15 protein-coding genes are annotated in these 19,351 nt (G+C 75.8%); 6 read left to right on the top strand and 9 right to left on the bottom strand.

Annotated features, from left to right (window positions below):
* Window positions 1–28: 28 nt before the first annotated feature.
* A complete protein-coding gene (locus ACFVU7_RS28570) occupies window positions 29–2,749 on the bottom strand; it encodes a DUF6493 family protein (protein ID WP_388047899.1) in 2,721 nt (906 codons plus the stop codon).
* Window positions 2,746–4,131 (bottom strand): SWIM zinc finger family protein, encoded by a 1,386-nt coding sequence (locus ACFVU7_RS28565; protein WP_388047897.1) that lies wholly within the window; start codon window positions 4,129–4,131, stop codon window positions 2,746–2,748. Before ACFVU7_RS28565 ends, ACFVU7_RS28570 begins: the two co-directional genes overlap by 4 nt.
* A 229-nt stretch (window positions 4,132–4,360) precedes the next feature.
* Between ACFVU7_RS28565 and ACFVU7_RS28560 the strand changes: the two genes are divergently transcribed.
* Both ACFVU7_RS28560 and ACFVU7_RS28555 read left to right on the top strand, forming a co-directional pair.
* Window positions 4,361–5,269 (top strand): acyl-CoA thioesterase, encoded by a 909-nt coding sequence (locus tag ACFVU7_RS28560; protein WP_388047895.1) that lies wholly within the window; start codon window positions 4,361–4,363, stop codon window positions 5,267–5,269.
* Window positions 5,270–5,381: 112 nt separating this feature from the next.
* Complete coding sequence (locus ACFVU7_RS28555; protein WP_063780393.1) at window positions 5,382–6,032, top strand: TetR/AcrR family transcriptional regulator; 651 nt, start codon at window positions 5,382–5,384, stop codon at window positions 6,030–6,032.
* A 62-nt stretch (window positions 6,033–6,094) separates the two neighbouring features.
* Here ACFVU7_RS28555 and ACFVU7_RS28550 read toward each other — a convergent pair whose 3' ends face one another.
* Complete coding sequence (locus tag ACFVU7_RS28550; protein WP_388047893.1) at window positions 6,095–7,501, bottom strand: sulfite oxidase; 1,407 nt, start codon at window positions 7,499–7,501, stop codon at window positions 6,095–6,097.
* A 719-nt stretch (window positions 7,502–8,220) separates the two neighbouring features.
* Between ACFVU7_RS28550 and ACFVU7_RS28545 the strand changes: the two genes are divergently transcribed.
* The 3 genes from ACFVU7_RS28545 to ACFVU7_RS28535 all read left to right on the top strand — a co-directional run bounded on the left by ACFVU7_RS28545 (window position 8,221) and on the right by ACFVU7_RS28535 (window position 10,718).
* Complete coding sequence (locus ACFVU7_RS28545) at window positions 8,221–8,652, top strand: MerR family transcriptional regulator (protein ID WP_063780401.1); 432 nt, start codon at window positions 8,221–8,223, stop codon at window positions 8,650–8,652.
* 134 nt (window positions 8,653–8,786) lie between these two features.
* Window positions 8,787–10,418, top strand: a complete 1,632-nt coding sequence (locus tag ACFVU7_RS28540; protein ID WP_049659793.1) for a BCCT family transporter — start codon at window positions 8,787–8,789, stop codon at window positions 10,416–10,418.
* Window positions 10,419–10,538: 120 nt separating this feature from the next.
* On the top strand, window positions 10,539–10,718 hold the full coding sequence (locus tag ACFVU7_RS28535; RefSeq protein ID WP_049659792.1) for a hypothetical protein: 180 nt from the start codon (window positions 10,539–10,541) through the stop codon (window positions 10,716–10,718).
* 115 nt (window positions 10,719–10,833) lie between these two features.
* Here ACFVU7_RS28535 and ACFVU7_RS28530 read toward each other — a convergent pair whose 3' ends face one another.
* On the bottom strand, window positions 10,834–12,594 hold the full coding sequence (locus tag ACFVU7_RS28530) for a DUF2398 family protein (protein ID WP_387969358.1): 1,761 nt from the start codon (window positions 12,592–12,594) through the stop codon (window positions 10,834–10,836).
* Window positions 12,595–12,819: 225 nt separating this feature from the next.
* Here ACFVU7_RS28530 and ACFVU7_RS28525 point away from each other — a divergent pair, with 225 nt between their 5' ends.
* Complete coding sequence (locus ACFVU7_RS28525) at window positions 12,820–13,539, top strand: lysoplasmalogenase (RefSeq protein ID WP_049654491.1); 720 nt, start codon at window positions 12,820–12,822, stop codon at window positions 13,537–13,539.
* Window positions 13,540–13,647: 108 nt separating this feature from the next.
* Here ACFVU7_RS28525 and ACFVU7_RS28520 read toward each other — a convergent pair whose 3' ends face one another.
* The 5 genes from ACFVU7_RS28520 to ACFVU7_RS28500 form a co-directional block, all read right to left on the bottom strand.
* Entirely contained in the window at window positions 13,648–14,271 is a 624-nt protein-coding gene (locus tag ACFVU7_RS28520; RefSeq protein ID WP_049654489.1) for a hypothetical protein, read from the bottom strand.
* A gap of 210 nt (window positions 14,272–14,481) precedes the next feature.
* The gene (locus ACFVU7_RS28515; protein WP_049654497.1) at window positions 14,482–15,324 is read right to left on the bottom strand and encodes an exodeoxyribonuclease III; all 843 of its coding nucleotides are present in this window, start codon (window positions 15,322–15,324) and stop codon (window positions 14,482–14,484) included.
* An 87-nt stretch (window positions 15,325–15,411) separates the two neighbouring features.
* The gene (ggt, locus tag ACFVU7_RS28510; protein ID WP_388047891.1) at window positions 15,412–17,202 is read right to left on the bottom strand and encodes a gamma-glutamyltransferase; all 1,791 of its coding nucleotides are present in this window, start codon (window positions 17,200–17,202) and stop codon (window positions 15,412–15,414) included.
* A gap of 139 nt (window positions 17,203–17,341) precedes the next feature.
* The gene (locus ACFVU7_RS28505) at window positions 17,342–18,448 is read right to left on the bottom strand and encodes an ROK family glucokinase (RefSeq protein WP_049654486.1); all 1,107 of its coding nucleotides are present in this window, start codon (window positions 18,446–18,448) and stop codon (window positions 17,342–17,344) included.
* Window positions 18,445–19,347 (bottom strand): ATP-binding cassette domain-containing protein, encoded by a 903-nt coding sequence (locus ACFVU7_RS28500; protein WP_234348494.1) that lies wholly within the window; start codon window positions 19,345–19,347, stop codon window positions 18,445–18,447. The genes ACFVU7_RS28505 and ACFVU7_RS28500 overlap by 4 nt, the downstream gene beginning before the upstream one ends.
* Between the last annotated feature and the right edge of the window lie 4 nt (window positions 19,348–19,351).

The raw sequence follows: 19,351 nt of genomic DNA, 5'->3' as shown, positions 1-19,351 counted from the left end.
AAGCCGCCACCCGGCCCGCGCCGCCCCCTCAGCCCGCGAGGACGTCCCGCAGCGCCCGGGCCTCCTTGACCACCCGGCCCGAGCCTCCGCGTTCGGCCGCCGCCGTCACCTCGGCGACCGGCCCGCGGGCCCCGGTGCGCCGGGCGCAGTCGGTGGCCAGCGCGATCAGGTCGCCCAGCCCGCGCGCCGACTGGTCGGCCTCGCCCAGCAGGACCGGCAGGGCCGCCCCGAGCACCGACCAGACCGTCGCCCGGGCGCCGGTCTCCGCCGCCGTGGTGAGCGCCGCCCCCAGCCGGCCGGCCATCACCGTGCCGCAGGCCACCAGGGCGCCGAGCTCGCGGCCGAGCAGCGCGCCGTCCAGCTCGCCGCGCGCGGCGAGCACCAGCAGGGCGTCCACCGCCGCCGTCCGGTCCTCGGCGTGCCGGGAGCCCAGGCCGTAAGCCAGCGCGAGGTGCAGCGCGAGCCCGGCCGGGCCGCCGGCCTCGGCGAGCAGCGGGAGGTAGCGGGCGGCGCCGCGCTCGTCCTGGTCGGCGCCCCCGGCGAAGGGGTCGAGCCAGCGCGCGGCCAGCTCCTCCCGGTGCCAGGGGAGCATCGCGAACCAGTGCGCGACGGGCCGCCACGTCCAGCCGTACACCGTGCGGGCCCGGGCGACGCTGGGCTCGGTGCCGTCCAGCAGGGCCCGCGGCTCGGCCGGGAGCCGCTCGCCGCCCGGCCCCTTCGGTCCGGCGCCGATGCCCGGCTGGGCGACGGCGATCCGCTCGACCTCCTCCCACCAGCGGTCCCCGTGCACGTTGGTGTGCCGCACCCCCTTGCCGGGCGCGAACACCACCCGCTCGGAGGGCTGCCCGGGCAGGCCTCCGGTGCGCAGCCAGTGCGCCAGCCACCGCCCGGCCGGGGAGGTGAGCGCCTCGGCGGCCTTCAGCACCGCCTCCTTCGCCCGCACGTCGACCCGCAGCAGGGCCTGGGACAGGTCGGCCTTCCCCGGTTTGACGCCCGCCGCCTCGTACCCGGCGAGCCGCTCGACCAGTTCGGCCGCGTCCAGTGCGCCGGTGGCGTCGGTCGGGGTGGCGAGCAGGTACGGCAGCCCGGCGTGGTGGACCTGCCAGGCGGCCTCCTCCAGGCGGGCGGCGAGGACGGCCCCGGGCACGGTGGTGTGCGCTCCGCGCAGCACGGAGCGGCCCTTGCGGCCGAGGTAGTCCCAGACCTTCCACGGCGGCGTCTCCCCGGCCACCGCGGCCACCACGTAGAGGATCTCCCGGGGCGTGCAGTCGCCCACGCTGTTGGTGCCGCGCCACGGGTGCACCCGGCGGACCGGCTCCACCGCCTCGGCCAGCGCCTTCCGGTCCAGGCGGGTGAGCCGGACCAGCCCGTCCAGCACCCGCTCGAAGTCCGCCACGGCGGGCTCCTGCGAGGCGAGCAGGGCGGACAGCTCCTCCGCGAGTTCCACCGCCGAGCCGATCGGGGCGCCGAGCGGGCGCGGTTCGGGGGCCAGCGGGAGGAGGGCGTTCCACCCGGTGTCCGGGTCGTCCCCGTCGCCGCCGACCGGCGCGCCGAGCAGGTCGCCCGCGCGCTGGTGGTGGGCCGGGTTCAGCCCCTCGGCGGCGGTCCGCAGCTCCGCCACCACCGCCTCCCCCGCCGCCTTCAGGTGCCGGGCCACCACGTTCAGCGCCCGTTCCTGGAGGGCCGCGTCGGGGTGCCCGAAGGCCTCGGCCGCGGCCAGCACCACCGGGCCGGAGCGCCCGGGCGCGTGCCGGGCGGCCTTGTCCAGCCAGGCCAGCTGGGCGCGGACCAGCTTCTTCTCGGTCCGGAACAGCACCACCGCCGAGGCCTCGGCGAGCACCTCGGGCTCGATCAGGCCGGCCTCGTCCAACCCGGCGAGCACCTCCTGGGCGTGCCCGGCGAGCACCGACTGGCCGTCCAGCAGCGCCACCAGGTCGCGCACCCGGGCCGCGTACTCGGCCGGTGTCGGGCCGAGCGCCCGCAGCACCTCCAGGAGGGCCCGCTGGTCGGCCGACTTGCCACCGCGCAGCAGCCGGGCCAGGCAGCGGTCGAGCAGCTCGGCCCGGTCGACCAGGCCGGCCGCGGCCAGTTCGCCGATCGCCTCGGTCCAGACGTCGCCGGAGCGCGGGCTGTGCCGGTGCGTCAGCTGCCAGCCGATGTCCGCGAGTTCGAGCAGCTCGGGCAGCAGCACCGGGGTGAAGGCGTCCTGGCGCAGCTTCTCGGCCAGCGTGGGACGCGCGCCGCGGCTGCCGAAGTCGCTCACGCGGTCCGTCCAGCCCCGGACGAAGGTCTCGCCGCGCGGCACCTCGCAGCCGGTGCGCCGGACCACGGCCTCCATCACCGGGTACATCGACCAGCCCTGGTTGCGCACCGGCCGGACGGCGAGCCGGGTGACCACCTCGACCTGCCACTCCACCGGCTGCGCCTCGACGACCTGGTGCAGCACGGAGTTCCGGGCCCAGTCGCGGACGCCGAAGTCGCTGCCGGCCAGCCAGGTGGCGGCGGCGGCCGGGCCGGCGTGGCAGCCGGCCCCGGCCACCAGCAGGCGGCCCCTGGTCTCGGTCGCCTCCCGGGACCACTCCTGGCGCAGCTCCTTGCGCAGCGCCTTGAGCGCGGTCAGGGCGGCCCGCCGCTGGGCCGTGTCCAGCCCGGCCAGCAGCTCCGGTATCCGTGCCAGCCGCCCGGACCGGACGGTCGTCAGCAGTTCGCCGACCGGCCCCTGCCGGTCGGCCCCCTCCACCGTGCTCACGCTCCGGCCCCCTTCGTCCCCGCCGCCCCGGCGGCCGTCTCCCGTACCATCCCGACCGCGAGCGCGTGCTTGCACGGCCCACGTCCGCCCCGGTACTTGCCCCACCACAGGCAGGTGCAGCTCAGCCGCCCCGACTCGTCCGTCCGCACCCGCTGGATGTGCTCGTCCACCGTGACGACGGCCGTCGCCCCGCCCTCCTCCAGCCGCACGGCGCCCGCCTCGACCAGTGCCCGGGCGGCCCGCAGCCGGGGGTTGGCCGCCTCGGCCCGCCCGGCGTCGTACGGGAGCTGCCGGTGGAAGTACGCGGCCTCGGCGGTGTCGTAGCCGATCTGCCCGGCGGTGCCCAGCCGGGTGAGCGCGGCGCGGACCCGCTCGGGGCTCAGCCCGGACTGGGCAGCGAGGTCCCCGACCTCGATCCGGGGCTCCCAGGCGAGCAGCACCGCGATCAGTTCAGCGTCCCGTTCGGCCGTGCCGGTGGCGAGCGCGTCGAGCACCCCGCCCTCGCCGGAGAAGCCCCGGGCGGCGTTGGGCGACAGCGTCAGGGTCAGCCGCATGCCGGGCAGCACCGCCTCCCAGGCGGAGGCGGTCGGCTCCCCGGCCGCGACCGGCCCGTAGACCCGCAGGGCGAGCGCGTGCCGCAGCACCCGCTGGAGCGCCACCAGCCGGTCGGGCCCGGGCAGGCAGACCGCGCCGGGCACCGGCCGGGTGGTCGGCCGCAGCGTCTTCCCGGCCGGGACGACCCAGCCGACGCCGGCCCGCCCGCCGCGCGGCAGCGAGCGCAGGAACCGCACCGCCTCGGCGGCGGGCAGCTCGGCGCGCGGTTCGAAACCGGCGGCGACCACCTGGGTCTCGGCGAAGCCGCGCAGCCAGCGCTCCGGCAGCGGCACCTTCTTCTCGACCAGCGGGCCGTCGAAGGTGGTGACCTCCAGCGCGTCCGGCCCGACCGCGAGGTGCAGCGGGTCGGCCGGGCCGATCCTGGTCAGCGCCTCGCGCAGCGGGTTGTTGACGTCCACGTTGGTGGTGCCGTGGCCGATCTCGTCCCCGTCGAGCCCGGCCCCGAGCACGTCGAGCCGGGCGTAGACGCCGCAGCAGCCCGAGAAGGACTCGAAGCGCAGCCGGTCCCCGTTCGCGGTGACCACCGGGTCGAGCGAGGCGCGCAGCCGCGGCTGGTAGTAGCGCGCGGCGGCGACGTCCGCGACCGCGAGCAGCGCGGCGGCGGCCGGCGCCGGATCGGCCAGGAAACCCGCGAAGAAGCGCGGGTTGGCGGCGGCGCCGAGCGGGGTGGCGCCGCCGGAGGTGGCCAGGTCGAGGTGCCGGCCGTCGGCGCCGTCCAGGACGGCCGACGGGCGCAGATAGGCGTACGCGTGTGCGGATTGCGTCATGCCGAGCACGCTAGGTGAGGGCACTGACAATCCGTCGGGACGGCCTCGGGACGGCCTCGGGGCGGCCTCGCGAGGGCGCTGGGAGGGCACTGGGAGGGCCCCGCCCCGGCCGGGCGCGGGGCCGGAACCGGGGATCGGACTGGAACGTGTTCTATGTCATTAGGCGAGCCCGCGGACGGCGTTACCCAGGTCACACCACCACCCGGTTGGCTTCTGCCACTATGGCCTCGTGACCGACCTCACCGAACCGCACGTCCGGGCCGAACGGCGCGCCGTGCCGACCGCCCCGTTCGCCGAGCTGCTGGAGATCGAGCGGCTGGACGAGAACACGTTCCGGGGCTGCTGCCACGCCGGCGCCCCGATGCGCGCCTTCGGCGGCCATGTCGCCGCGCAGGCGCTCGTCGCCGCCGGGCGCACCTGCGAGGACGAGCGCCCGGTGCACTCGCTGCACGGCTACTTCCTGCTGCCGGGCACCCCGGGCCACCCGATCGACTACCTGGTCGAGCGGGTCCGCGAGGGCCTCTCGTACACCACCCGCCGGGTGACGGCGCTCCAGCGGGGGAACGAGATCTTCACCCTCTCGGTCTCCTTCAAGCACCCCGAGCCGGCCGCCGACCGCCAGCGCCGGATCCCGCCGCTACCGCACCCGGAGTCGCTGCCGAACGCCGTCGCCCTCCTGCCCGAGGAGGTCCGCCGGGGCTTCGCCGCGTCCGGCGGCTTCCGCGACCTCGACCTGCGGTTCGTCCCGGCGGACACCCCGGGGCTGCCGCCGTCCGCCCCCGGGCTGCTCCAGCAGTTCGTCTGGATGCGCACCGCCTCCCCGCTGCCGGACGGCGACCCGCTGCTGCACGCCGGCGCGCTCACCTACCTGTCCGACCTCACCCTGGCCTCCACCGTCGGGCTGGACGTGCAGTCGAACTTCTTCCAGCGCACCGAGCCGCCCCGGCTGCTGATGGCCTCGCTGGACCACGCGATGTGGTTCCACCGCCCCTTCCGGGCCGACGAGTGGCTGCTGTTCGCCCAGCGCAGCCCGTCCTCCTCGGACGGCCGGGGCCTGGCGCTCGGCGAGTTCTACGACCTGGACGGCCGGCTGGTCGCCTCCGCCGTCCAGGAGGCGCTGGTCCGCGACCCGTCGTGACGCCCGAGGGCCCCCTCGTCACACCCCCGGCACCCCGGTGACCGCCGGACGAACGGAAGGGGGCCGGACGGCGTCATACTCCTGAGCGGCCCCGGCCCGTATCATGGTGCGGGTGACCAAGGTTGACCTGTCACCACGGCCGGTGGAGGCGATGTCTCCGCGTCAGCTCGAACGCCGCGAAAGCCTGATCGCGGCCGCGCTCGCCCTGGTGAACGAGATCGGCGTCGAGCGTATGCAGATGAAACAAGTCTGCGAGCGGTCCGGAGTCGCCCTGGGGACGGCGTACCGCTACTTCTCCTCCAAGGACCACCTCCTGGCTGCGGCGATCGCCGAATGGCACCGCCTGCTGCTGGCCGACCTGGTGGCCGAGCTGCGCGGACCGAGGGCCGGGCTCGGGGCCACCGACCGGGCCGTCCGGTTCGTCCGGGGCGGGATGCGGGCCTACCAGCGGCAGCCCGAACTCGCCCGGCTACGGGTGGCCGTGGCCGCCTCCACCGACCCCTTCGCCAGCGAGGCCCTGCAGGGCATGGCCCGGGCCGACAGCACCGCCCTGCAAGCAGTGACGGCCGAGGTGCCGGCCGCCGCGAGCGACCTGGTGCGGCACATCGTGGCCCACGCCTGGCAGGGCGAGCTGACCGCCTGGGTGACCGGCCGCACCACCCTCGGGGACGCCCGGCGGCGCCTGGAGGACGTGGTGCGGCTGGTGCTGACCCCGTACGAGACGCGCTACCCGGCCCCGTACGAGGTCCAGTCCACCGGCTGAGCCGCGCCACGCCACGGGCCCCGCCGCCGGGGCTCCTGGCGCGGCGCGGACCGGCGCTCGGCTCAGACCACCGTCACCGGGTGGGCCACCACGGCACCGAACAGGTAGCCCTCCCGGTTGAACAGCGCCCGCTCGGGCTGGGTGTTCCCCCGGCGGTCCGTCGCGCGGGCGCGCAGCTCGTACGGGCCGGGCCGCCCGGGGCGCCAGTCGAAGCTCCAGCGCGTCCAGCCGTCGGCCCGCGGCTCGTCGCGCAGCTCGGCGCGCCGCCAGGTCCGGCCGCCGTCCGTGCTGACCTCGACCCGGCGCACCGCCGCCACGCCGGACCACGAGCGCCCGTGCAGCCGGTGCTCGCGGTCCGCCGCCAGCCGCGCTCCCGCGGCCAGCTCGAAGGCGCTCTTGACCACCTGGACGGTGAGCGGGTCGCCCCCGCCGGGCGGGTAGTCCGGGCCGAACATCCGGTAGAAGTCGGTGTTCCACGGCGAGTACAGCGGGTGGTCGGCGACCTCCACGCTGCCCACCCACTTGATCGAGGCGATGCCCACCCAGCCGGGCACCACCAGCCGGGCCGGGGCGCCGTGGTCCGGGGTCAGCGGCTCGCCGTTCATCTCGTACGCGAGCAGCACGTCGTCCAGCGCCTTGGCGATCGGCAGCGGGCGGCGCACCGGGCCGTAGTTGGTGCCGCCCGCGACGAAGTCCGGGTCCAGGCCGGTGGGCAGCACGTCCACCGCCGCCCCGGTCAGCCCGGCGGCCCGCAGCACCTCGGCCAGCCGGACGCCCCGCCAGCTCGCCGAGCCGACGCCGCCGAGCGTCCACGGCGTGCCCGGGACGGGCTGGCCCTGCTGGCCGGAGTAGTAGCTGCGGCCGTTGCCGGCGCACTCGATCAGCGCGCTGATCCGGGTGGACGGCAGCTCCCGCAGGTCGTCCAGGCCGAACTCGACCGGGCGCCCGGCCGTCGGGGCGCCGCGCAGGCCGCTGCCGAAGAGCCTGAGGCTCCAGGTGTCCGGGTCGATCAGCGGGGTGCTGGTGTGGTTGCGGACGAAGAACCGCTCCACCGGCACGTGGCGGCCGATGGCGGCGCCGCCGTCGGCGCCGCGGAAGGTGTCCCAGCGCGTCTCGGCGTTGGTGCCGTGCGGCACGAACCACTCGGCGGGCAGCGGTTTGACGATCCCGGGCACGGGCCCGGACGAGGCCCCGGACACCCCCTCGGCGGCCGCCCGGCCCGCGGTGACCAGGGGCGCGGCCGGGACCGGCGCGGCGAGCGCCCCGGCGGCGGAGGCCGCCCGCAGCAGCGTCCGGCGGTCCACGCCGTCGGCACGCGCGCCGTCCCGGGCGGCCCGCGTCGGCTCGGCCCGCCTCCGGTCGGCCCGGCTCCGATCGGTCTGCCTCCGGTCGGTCTGCCTCCGGTCGGCGGGCGTCGGATCGGCCGGTGTCGGGACTGCTTCGTTCGGGGTGCGGACCTCGTCGTCCATGAACGGCGTTCCTTCCGTTTCAGCGTGGTCGGTTTCGGCGCCGCGCGCGACCGCGGCCGCCGCCGGGGCCCGCGGGCCGTCCTGGACGGGCTTCCGCTCCCCGGTCTGACCTACTCACCGGTGTGGACTCCTACCGTTCCCATTGTGTCGGCGAAACCCCGCCCCGCAGCGGAGCACCCCATGTCAGCCACCCCGCCCGCCCGGATCCTCCGGGGTCCCGGCCCGGAACCGCCGCTCGCCCACGGGGCCGGGGCCGGCGCCCGGACACCTTCGATCTGGCCGGATACCCGCTCGGCGCCGCCGTCGCCGTCCGGATCGCCACCCGCCGCCCCGGGCGGGTCCGCTCGCTGCCACTGCTCGCCGGCGTGGCCGGGGCCCGGCCCGGTGGCGGACGCTCTCCGAGCTGTTCATCGACCTGGCCGACCGGCCGGACGAGCTCGCCCCGCTGCGGGAACATCCCAAGTCCCCGGCACCGGACGGCTTCCGGCAGCGGTTCCGGCCCGCCGCCCGGACCGACGTCCGCGCCGAACCGGCCGCGACAGCCGTCCCCGCCCTGGTCGCCGGCCGGGCTGATCCCCGGCACACGCCTGGCCGAACTCCCCTGCGGGCGCCTGCCGGTGGCCGGGACGCCGCCCGAACTGCGCGACGTGCCGCCGGAGTTCCTCAGGAGCCGAGCCTCCCGGGGGAACACCCCGGCAGGCGGCGGCGTTCGCCCGGTCATGCGCATCGGAGAACTCGCCCGCCTGACCGGGGTGTCCACCCGCCTGCTCCGCTACTACGAGGAACAGGGCCTGCTCCGGCCGGACCGCACGGCGGCCGGCTACCGCGAGTACGGCGAGGAGGACACCGTCCGGGTGTGGCAGGTCCGCAGCCTGCTCGCGGCCGGTCTGAGTACCCGGGTGATCGCCGAGCTGCTGCCCTGCGCCACCGGTCCGGTCCCCGTCCTGGAGGCCTGCCCGGAGCTGCTCGCCATCCTGCGCGGCGAACTCGCCGACCTGGACTCCCGGATCGAGGACCTCAGCCGCAGCCGCCGGGCGCTCTCCCACTACCTCGCCACCGCGCGCGACTCCGGGCCCGACCACGGACGGCAGCACGGGCCCGGGCACCGGCACGACGACGGGCACGACTACGGCGAGGAGCAGGCGGCCTGACGGGACGTAGGTCCCGACCCCGCGCTTCCCCGGCGCGCCGTCCCTCCGCTCACGGAGCGGACTGGACATAGTGCGACATACAGCTTGAATCCGAGCGTGCCGACGCACGCCGAGTATGTCGAGGGGTCCATCCGATGAGCAGCCAGCCGCCCCAGTCCGACCAGCCCGTGGAGGAGCCCGACGAACCCGCCGCGACCCTTCCGGCCGACCGGGCGGTGTTCGGCATCGGCGCCGTCCTGGTCCTGGCGGTGGTCGCCTGGGGCGTCTTCGCCGAGGACTCGCTCGGCCGCACCTCCGACACCGCGCTCGGCTGGGTGCTGCACAACTTCGGCTGGCTGTTCGTGGTGGCCGCCGACGTCTTCCTGGCGCTCAGCGTGCTGCTCGCGTTCAGCCGCTTCGGCCGGATCCGGCTCGGCCGCGACGACGACGAGCCCGAGTTCTCCACCCTCGCCTGGATCGCCATGATGTTCAGCGCCGGGATGGGCATCGGCCTGATGTTCTACGGCGTCGGCGAGCCGCTCCAGCTCTTCGCCACCCCGCAGCCGGGCTCCGGCCTGGAGCCGCAGAGCGCGGCCGCCGCCCAGCAGGCCCTGGAGTTCTCGCTCTTCCACTGGACCCTGCACCCGTGGGCGATCTACGCGGTCGGCGGCCTGGCCCTCGCCTACACCACCTTCCGCAAGGGCCGGGGCAACCGGGTCTCCGCCGCCTTCGTCCCGCTGATCGGCCAGCGCGGCGCGGACGGCTGGGCCGGGCGGACGATCGACCTGCTGGCCGTGTTCGCCACCGTCTTCGGCTCCGCGACCAGCCTCGGCCTCGGCGCGCTCCAGGTCGCCGACGGGCTCGGCTACATCACCTCCGTCCGCAACACCCAGAACGCCCAGCTGATCATCATCGGCTCGCTGACCGCCGCGTTCGTTGTCTCCGCGTTCTCCGGGGTACACAAGGGCGTGAAGTGGCTCTCCACGGCGAACGTCGTGCTGGCCTCGCTGATCATGGTCTTCGTCTTCGTGGTCGGCCCGACGGTGTTCGCCCTGGACGCGATCCCCTCCTCGGTCGGCGGCTACCTCTCCGACCTGCTCGGGATGTCCACCCAGACCGGCGCCTTCACCGACGAGAGCTGGCTCGGCTCCTGGACGATCTTCTACTGGGCCTGGTGGCTCTCCTGGGCGCCCTTCGTCGGCACCTTCATCGCGCGGATCTCGCGCGGCCGCACCATCCGGCAGTTCCTGCTCGGCGTGCTGCTGGTGCCCAGCGGGGCGACGGTCATCTGGTTCTGCGTGATGGGCGGCACCGCGATCCGGCTGTCCACCACCGGCGCGGCCGACCTGGTCGCGACCATCCCGCAGGGCCCGGAGGCCTCGCTGTTCGAGATGCTGCGCGCGCTGCCGCTCGGCTCGGTGACCAGCGTGGTCGCGGTGCTGCTGGTGATGACCTTCTTCATCACCAGCGCCGACTCGGCCTCGCTGGTGCTGGGCTCGCTCTCCAGCCGGGGCTCGCTGCACCCGCGCACCTGGCTGGTGGTGGTCTGGGGCGTGCTGATGGGCGGGGTCGCGGCGGCCCTGCTGCTGGCCGGCGGGCTCACCGCGCTCCAGAACGCGACGATCCTGGTCGCGCTGCCGTTCGTGGTCGTGATGCTGCTGCTGTGCGTCTCGCTGGTGAAGGAGCTCCGCGAGGACCCGGCCGCCGCCCCCGCCCGCTTCCACCCTCCGCACGGCCTGCGGGACGCCGTCCGGGAGGTCGTCGGCGAGTCGGGCACACGCCGCTGACCTGCGCGTACGCCCCGCCCGGTGACGGGTGGGGCGTACGCGGCCAACCGACGCCCAACCCCCGTCCGGACTTCACCCGCACGTACCGACCGTTCACGCCGCCCTGGAAACCTCCCTGTCATGAACGCCAGCCCTCAGGCGCCCTACCAGGAACCGCGCTTCCCCCTGCCCCAACGGCACCGCCGGCTGCTCGCCGTCACCGCCGTACTCACCTCCATCGCCCTCGGCACCCTGGGCGTCGGCGCCACCGTGGAGACCGTCGAACACGGCCCCCTCGCCAGCGCCTCCGCCAGCAAGTAGCCCCTGCTCCACCCAGCACCGCGGTCCCGTTCCGGGCCCGGTGCTTCTTGCTTTCCGCTCCCCGGCGGCGGAGCCGGGGCGGCACGGTGGGCGCCGCCGCCACGGCGGCGGTCCGCTACGCCGGCTGTCCGGGGCGGGAGTGGCGGCCGGTGCCGGGGGTGGGGTGGAGGTCGGGGGCCGGGGCGTAGCGCGCGGCCGGGGGGCGCAGGCGCCAGGCCGGGGGGCGGGTGGGGTGGGGGGTGGGGGTGATCAGGGCGAGGCGGTGGAGCACGTCGAGGGCGTCCCGCCGCAGGGCGGTGCGGTCGGCGAGGTAGCGGGCGGGGAGGCCGAACTCGTCCGCGATGTCGCCGAGGACGCCGTCTATCAGCGCGTCCGGGATCGGGACGTCGCCGGCCACCGGCTCGTCGGGCAGCGGGCGGACCTCCTCGACCAGGCGCTCGACCAGCAGCAGGGCGGCCTGGGTGAGGGTGCCCCCGCCGGGGAGGGCGAGGTCGGTGAGTTCGGCGGCCGGGTCGAGCAGCGCGACGCCCTCGGCCCGCAGTTCGGCCTCCAGTCCGAGGAACTCGGCGAGCGCCGCCGGTCCGCTCAGCCGGTGCTCGTCCAGCCAGGCGCGGTGGTCCTCGGGGAGGTCGGCGGCCAGGACGGCGGGCGTCTCGGCGAGCAGGCGGCGGACGGCGGTGGCGGGCTCGGCCTCGGCGGCGCGGCGGATCAGGTCGGCGGCGTCGTCGGCGAGGGCGGGCGGGCCGGCCGGGACGGCCCGGGCGAGTTCGCGGTCCACGGTCAGCACGAAGGAGTCGTCGGCCGGGCCCTCGGCCGGCAGCTCGCCGAGCACCTGCCAGCCGGCCAGCGCGGCCAGCGCCATGGCGAGGTCGGTCGGTTCGGCGGTGAGTTCGGGGGCGGCGGTGTTCATCGCGTCGAGCAGCCGCCGGTAGCCGAGCTCCTCCGGGGCGTCGACCAACAGGGCGAGCGCGAGGGCGAGTTGGGCGTACCCGGCCGGGGTGAACGGAGTGCCGGTGACGGGGTGTTCGAGGCGGCGCGCGGCGCCGGGGCCCAGGCCGGCCTTGCAGAGCCGGGCGTGCCAGGGGCCGACCACGAGGCGGTAGCCGAGCAGGGTGTCGAAGCGCTCGGCGAGCCAGTCGCGGTGACGGCGGATCAGCGGGAAGCCGTCGGCGTGCGGGCCGGAGGCGGTGACCAGCGGGTGGGCGAGCAACAGCCGGGCGGCGATCCGGCGTTCGGCCGCCGGGAGCTCCTCGCCGGAACGATCCTGCGCCACGACGGTGGGCGGTGCCACCCGCGTGCGTTCGGGCCTGCGGTGCCGGCCCGGCCGGCCCGTCTTGGCACCCGACCGGACGACGGGCAGGGCGGCGTCGTCGCGCCGGGCGCGGCGCAGTCCGCCCTCGGTGCGGTCCTCGCGGGGGCGTACGGGCGTGGCCAAGTGCGCGGTGGGGCCGTGCCACCAGCTGACGCCGGGATCGGCGGCGGGCTCGGCGGCGGTGCCGAGGTGGCGGGCGGGGTAGAGGCCGAAGGAGGCGGTGCAGAGGTCGTCGGCGGTGCCGGGGGTGGCGGCGGCGAACCAGTGGGCCAGGCGCAGCAGCCCCGGGTCGGGCGAGAGCGTCGTGTCGACGGCCGGAGCGGCCGACGCCTGCGGGCCGTCAGCACCGCTCCCCATGGCCGCCCCCGGCGTCCTGTCAGCGGGACCGGAGGAGCGGCCCGCGTCGGACCCGGAGGCACCACCGGCGTCGGGACCAGCCTCGGGACCGGCTTCGCGTACGGCGAGGACGGCGGCGGCGGTTCCCCGCCCTGCCCCGCCCGTGCGTCCGTCCGGCCTGCCGGCGGCCACCCGGGTGGCGCCGACCGCGTAGTCCTGCTGATCCATGTCGGGGTCCAGACTAGACGGTGCCCGGGCCACCCGACCGCAGCAACCGCCCTCCTGAGGAACTCTCCGCAAGAGCCCTCGAAGCGGCCGCCCGCGCTCCGCTCACCGGCCGCCCCGTCATCCGCCGCACCCCGCCCGGGTTACGCACCGGTAACCGACCCTTCCACCGCCGGTCCGGCTCCTCTAGGGTCGGTCCGAAGCAGCGGATCACCGAGAGGCGCACGCATGACCGTCCGTACCACCACCCGCGTCGGCCTCGGGGCGCGCCTGCGCTCGGCCACCGGCCTGCTGGGCGGCTTCGCGGCCACCTCGGCGGCGCACCTGGGCGCGATCGCCTCCGGCGCCTCGGTGCTCCAGAACGCCACCAAGCCGGCCCTGATGCCGCTGCTGGCCGCGCACAGCGTGGCGGCGGCCGCGAAGGCCGGGCGGGAGGCGCCGAAGCTGCTGGCACCGGCGCTGCTGCTGAGCGCGGGCGGCGACGTGCTGCTCCAGCTGAAGAACGACCCCGCGTTCCTCGCGGGCATGGGCTCGTTCGCGGCGGCGCACGTCTGCTACGTGACGATGTTCGTCCAGCGCGGCGCGCTCACCGACCGCCGCCGGGCCCTGGTGGTCGCGGCCGCGTACGCGACGGCCTGGGTGGCCCTGGTCGGGCAGCTCTGGCCGGACCTCGGGGACCTGCGCGTCCCGGTGGCCGGCTACAGCCTGCTGCTCGCGTCGACGGCCGTCACCTCGGCCGGGCTGGGCTGGCGGACCGGGCTGGGCGGGGCGCTGTTCCTGCTCTCCGACACGCTGATCGCCACCCAGCTGGCGAAGTGGCGGGAGCTGCCGGGCCATCAGTTCTGGATCATGGCGACCTATGTGCTGGCCCAGTACCTGCTGGCCGACGGCACCCTCCGCCACCAGGACCGACTGCACCGCGAGGGCGCCGAACCGCGGACCGCCTGACGCACCGGCGCTCCGGAGAACCGGCACGCCGTCCCGACACGCCGCCGCGCCGCCGATCCCGTCGGGATCCAGCGGCGCGGCGCAGGGGCGCAGTGGGGCGCGAGGCCTTCAGGCACCGCGCCTCCGCAGCAGCCAGAAGCCGCCGACACCGCCCGCGACCAGCGCGAGGCCGCCGGCCAGCTCCCCCGGGTTCGCCGCGACCGAACCGCCGAGGCCGGTCTGCACGGCACCGTGCGGGGCGACCTGCTGGTTGCCGGCGCCGGACTGCCCGAGCGAACCGGCCCACTCCCCCGCGGCCTCGCCCCACTCGCCGAGACCCGGGTTCTTCTGGGGGTTCTTGTCGCCGCCCTTGTCGCCGCCCCTGTCGGGCACGGCCACGGTGGTGACCGTGACGCTGGTGGCGAAGGCCCCGCCGTCCGGGCAGGTGCCGTCGACCTTGCTGTCCCCGGCGTGCTGGCCGGCCAGCCGGGCGGAGCCGCTGTGCTTGCCGTCGGGGCCCAGGGTGAGGGTCGCCGGCCCGCCCTCGAAGGCGGCGGAGCGGGCGGTGATGGTCTTGGCGTCGGGCTTGTCCGACTTCTCGCAGGAGACCGTGACCGTCACGGTCTGGCCCGGTGCGGCCTGGGACGGGCTGACCGACGCGGAACCGTCCCTGGCGGATGCGAGGGGGGCCGTCAGGCCGGTCAGCGCCGTCGCGCCGATCAGGGCGGCGGCGGCCGTACGCATGGGGCGCATACCGGAACCTCCGGGATTCTCGGGCGCAGCCGGGGACTCCCATGTCCACGTGGTCGAGCAACTGCACCCGGTCATTCACCGACGGTAGGGACGCGCCCCACGCTCGGCCAGCGCTCACGACCGTTCGGGTTACGACCCGTGACCCGTCGTGACGCCCGCGGCGGGGCTCAGCCGTGGCGCTCACCCGGAGTGGCGCTCACGCGGTGCGGCTCAGAGGTCGAGGTCCACCACGACCGGCGCGTGGTCCGAGGTGCCCTTGCCCTTGCGGGCCTCGCGGTCCACGTAGCTGTCGGTGACGGCCTCGACGAAGGGCTTGTTGGCGTAGGTGAGGTCGATCCGCATGCCCCGGTTCTTGGGGAAGGCCAGCTGGCGGTAGTCCCAGTAGGTGTACGGGTGGTCGTACTTGAGCGGGCGGGGCAGCACGTCCTGGAGGCCGATCCCGTCGAGGGCCGCCAGTGCGGCGCGCTCGACCGGGGTGACGTGGGTGAGGCCCTCGAAGGCGGCGGCGTCGAAGACGTCGTCGTCGGTCGGGGCGATGTTGAAGTCCCCGAGGACGGCGAACGGGCGGGGGCCGGCGGCGTCCTCGGTGGCGGCCTTGCGCAGCGCCTCCAGCCACTCCAGCTTGTACTGGTAGTGCGCGTGGCCGACCTCGCGGCCGTTCGGCACGTAGACCGACCAGACCCGGACCGGGCCGCAGGTGGCGGCGATGGCGCGCGGCTCGACCTCGGGCAGCAGGGCGCCGTCGGCGAAGTAGCCGGGCTGGTCGGGGAGGCCGCGCACGACGTCGTCCAGGCCGATCCGGGAGACGATCGCGACGCCGTTCCAGCGGCCGTTGCCGTGCGCGGCCGTCTCGTAGCCGAGCTCGCGGACCGCCTCGTACGGGAAGGCGTCGGCCGCGCACTTGAGCTCCTGGAGGCAGAGCACGTCGGGCTTGGCGCTCTCCAGCCACTCCAGGAGCTTGGGCAGCCGCGCGGTGACGGAGTTGATGTTCCAGGTGGCGATGCGGACGGTCACGGCGGGCGGCCTTCCCGGTGGTTCGGTGCGGACGGACATGCAGTCGGGCATACGGACGGGGTGGGCCGCCCCTCGTGAGGGAGGCCCACCCCGAACATACCGCCCGGCACCGACAGGCCGGCCCGGTCAGCCCGCGGGCCGGACCACCGCGGCCGAGCCGCCGCCGCGCCGCACCGGCTCGGCGGCGGCCACCCAGCGGCCGTCCGGCAGCCGTTCCACGCCGGTGGCGGCACCGATCTCGCCGCCGTTGACGAAACTGTGTCCGAGGCCCTCCAGCGCGGCCCGCTCGGGCAGCGCCAGGAAGGCGGGCTCGGCCTGGGTGGTGGCGCTGTTGCGCTGGCTGGCGCGCGGGGCGGCGATGGCCTGCTCCAGGCTCAGGCCCCGGTCGAGCCGGCCGAGCAGCACCTGGAGGGTGGTGGTGATGATGGTCGCGCCGCCGGGGCTGCCGGTGGCCAGCAGCGGCTCGCCGTCGCGCAGCACGACCGTCGGGGACATCGAGGAGCGCGGCCGCTTGCCCGGGCCCGGCAGGTTGGGGTCGGGGACGCCCGGGGCGAGCGGGGTGAAGTCGAAGTCGGTCAGCTCGTTGTTGAGCAGGAAGCCCCGGCCGGGGACGGTGATGCCGCTGCCGCCGGTCTGCTCGATGGTGAGCGTGTAGGAGACGATGTTGCCCCAGCGGTCGGCGACCGTCAGGTGGGTGGTGTTGGGGCCCTCGTACGGCTCGGGGACGGCCTGGCCGGTGTCGGCGCAGGCGGCCGGGTGGCGCGGGTCGCCGGGGGCGAGCGGGCTGGTCAGCGCGTGGTCCGGGCTGATCAGGCAGGCCCGGGAGGCGGCGTAGCGCTCGGAGAGCAGTTCCCTGGTGGGGACGTCGCTGAAGGCCGGGTCGCCGACCCAGCGGTTGCGGTCGGCGAAGGAGATCCGGGAGGCCTCCAGGAAGTGGTGGTAGTACTGGGTGCCGCTGTACGTGGAGACGTCGCCGCCGTCCTCCAGGATGTTGAGCGCCTCGCCGACGGTGGTGCCGCCGGAGCTGGAGGGGGCCATCGCGTAGACGTCGTAGGCGCCGTGGGAGACGTGGGTGGGCGCCTGGTCGCGGACCCGGTAGTCGGCGAGGTCGGTGGTGTCGACCCTGCCGGGGCGGGCGGTGCGGCCGGACGCCGGGTCGACCGGCGGGTGCTGCACGGTGTTGGCGATGTCCTTGGCCAACTCGCCCTGGTAGAAGGCCTTGACGCCGTCCTTGGCGAGCAGCCGGTAGGTGGCGGCGAGGTCGGGGTTGCGCAGCACGCTGCCGGTCTCGGGGGGCTTGCCGTTCGGCAGGTAGAGCGCGGCGGTGGCCGGGAAGTCCTTGAACCGGGCGTAGTTGTCGGCGGTCTGGCCGCGGAAGGTGTCGTCGACGACGAAGCCGTGGTCGGCGATCCGCTCGGCCGGTTCGAGGTTCTGGGCGAGCGAGCGGGTGCCCCACTTGCGCAGTGCGGCGTCCCAGGTGGCGGGGGTGCCGGGGACTCCGACGGACAGGCCGCTGGTGACGGCGTCGGCGAAGGGCAGCGGTTTGCCGTCCTCCAGGAACAGGCCGCTGTCGGCGGTGCGCCCGGCCGTCTCCCGGCCGTCGATGGTGTGCACCCGGCCGGTGGCGTGGTCGTAGTAGACGAAGTACCCGCCGCCGCCGATGCCGGAGGAGTACGGCTCGGTGACCCCGAGGGCCGCGGCGGCGGCGACGGCCGCGTCCACCGCGTTGCCGCCCTTGCGCAGCACCTCGATGCCGGCGGCGGTGGCGTCGGCGTCGACGGTGGCGACCGCTCCGCCCCGGCCCACCGCCTCGGGCACCTTCGTCGGCGGGGTCGCGGCGCCGGCCGGTCCGACACCGGACCAGACCAGCGCGGTGGCGAGCAGCAGTGGTGGTGCGAGACGGGTCAGAGCCCTCATCCGAATCCTCCTGAGTCTGCGTCAACTCAGTTGTTCCACAGGAGGGATGATCCGACAACCACACCGCGCCGCTACCAACGGGTAGTTGGCGGGGCGGGCGGGGGCGCCAGGAGAACAGCCGGCAGGCGCCCCCACCCCGCTACAGCGCGCTGCGCTCCACCCGCCGCCGCTTGATCGTGCGGAAGCGCCGCGCCACCTGCCGGGCCAGGTCGGCCGCGCCGACCAGGCCGGCCTCGTTGCCGAGGGCGGCGTGCACGATGGCGGCCTCCGGGCGGAAACCGCGCCCGGTGAGGGTGCGGCGGAAGGTGTCCCGGGCCGGACCGAGCAGCAGGTCACCGGCCTCGGAGACCCCGCCGCCGATCACGAAGCGGCCCGGGTCCAGCGCGGCGGCCAGGTTGGCGATGCCGACGCCGAGCCAGGTGCCGACCTCGTAGAGCAGCTCGGTCGCGACCGGGTCGCCCTCCTGGGCGGCCTCGGTGACCAGCGGCCCGGTGATGCCCTCGACCGTGCCGCCCGCCCGGGCCAGCAGCGGCTGCACCACCGGCGACTCCTCGGCGACCAGCTCGCGCGCGTCGCGCACCAGGGCGTTGCCGGAGGAGTACTGCTCCCAGCAGCCCCGGTTGCCGCACGGGCAGCGGTGGCCGCCGGGCAGCACCTGCATGTGCCCGAACTCGCCCGCCAGGCCGTACTTGCCGCGGTCCACGTAGCCGTCCCGGACCACCGCGCCGCCGATGCCGGTGCCCAGGGTGAGCATCACCATGTGGTCCTCGCCGCGCCCGGCGCCGAAGCGCCACTCGGCCCAGGCGGCCGCGTTGGCGTCGTTCTCCACGATCACCGGGAACCGCAGCCGCTCGCTGAGCGCCTCCCGGAGCGGCTCGTTGCGCCAGTTGAGGTGCGGGGCGAACAGCACCTTGGAGCGGTCGGCGTCGACCCAGCCGGCCGCGCCGATGCCCACGGCGTGGACGTCGTGCCGGTCGGCGAGCTGGAGCACCAGCTCGACGATGACGTCCTCGACCACCTTGGGGCTCTTGCTCTTGTGCGGCGTGTCCGTGCGCAGCTTCTCCAGCACCTTGCCCTCGCCGTCCACCACCCCGGCGACCACCTTGGTGCCGCCGATGTCGACACCGATCGTGGGCAGCCGCAGTATCCCGGCGGGCAGGGCGCGGCGGCGGCGCTCGGCGCGCGGGCCGAGGCCGAGCAGGGTCGGCAGGACGGGTGGCCGGGTGCTGCCTTGGGAGCCGGTCACGGCTGCGGACGCTCCTCACGGGTGTCGGGTTCTCGGGGGTCGGATTCTCCGGAAGCCGATTCTCCGCCACCGGGGAGCCCGGTGCCGGAGCCGCCGGGGGCGGAGCCGCGGGGGTCGGAGAGCGACGGTCGGGCCAGCTCGTGCGAGAGCTCGGCGAGGTCGGAGCCGCCGGCCATCTCGGTGGTGAGCTGTTCGAGGCTGATCTCGGCACGCGGATGGCTGCCCGCCATCCGGCCCCGCCGGAGCAGGGTGAAGTGGTCGCCGACCAGGTACGCGTGGTGCGGGTTGTGGGTGATCAGCACGACCCCGAGCCCGGCGTCGCGGGCGGCGGTGACGTACTTGAGCACCACCCCGGACTGCTTGACGCCGAGCGCGGCGGTGGGCTCGTCCAGGATCAGCACCTTGGCGCCGAAGTGCACCGCGCGGGCGATCGCCACGCACTGGCGCTGCCCGCCGGAGAGGGTGCCGATCGGCCGGTCGACGTCGTACAGGTCGATGCCCATCCGCGCGAGCGCGTCGCGGGTGGTGGCGCGCATCCCCTCGGCGTCCAGCCGCAGGCCGCCCCAGCGGCGCATGCCCTGCTCGGAGCCGAGGAAGAAGTTGCGCCAGACCGGCATCAGCGGGACGACCGCGAGGTCCTGGTAGACGGTGGCGATGCCGCGGTCCAGGGCCTGGCGCGGGGAGTCGAAGCGGACCGCCTCGCCGCCGACGGTGACGGTGCCCTCGTCGTGCTGGTGCAGCCCGGAGATGATCTTGATCAGGGTGGACTTGCCGGCCCCGTTGTCGCCGAGCACGCAGCTGATCTCGCCGGCCCGCAGGGTCAGCGAGACGTCCTGGAGCGCCCGGACGGTGCCGTAGCTCTTGCCGACGCCGTCGAGGGAGAGCAGTTCGGTACCCATGGCT

Origin of the sequence: Kitasatospora sp. NPDC058046 (genome assembly GCF_042885595.1) — a bacterium.
GTDB lineage: Bacteria > Actinomycetota > Actinomycetes > Streptomycetales > Streptomycetaceae > Kitasatospora.
The sequence above is the reverse complement of the archived record's forward strand: the minus strand, read 5'-3'. Positions and strand labels throughout refer to the sequence as shown.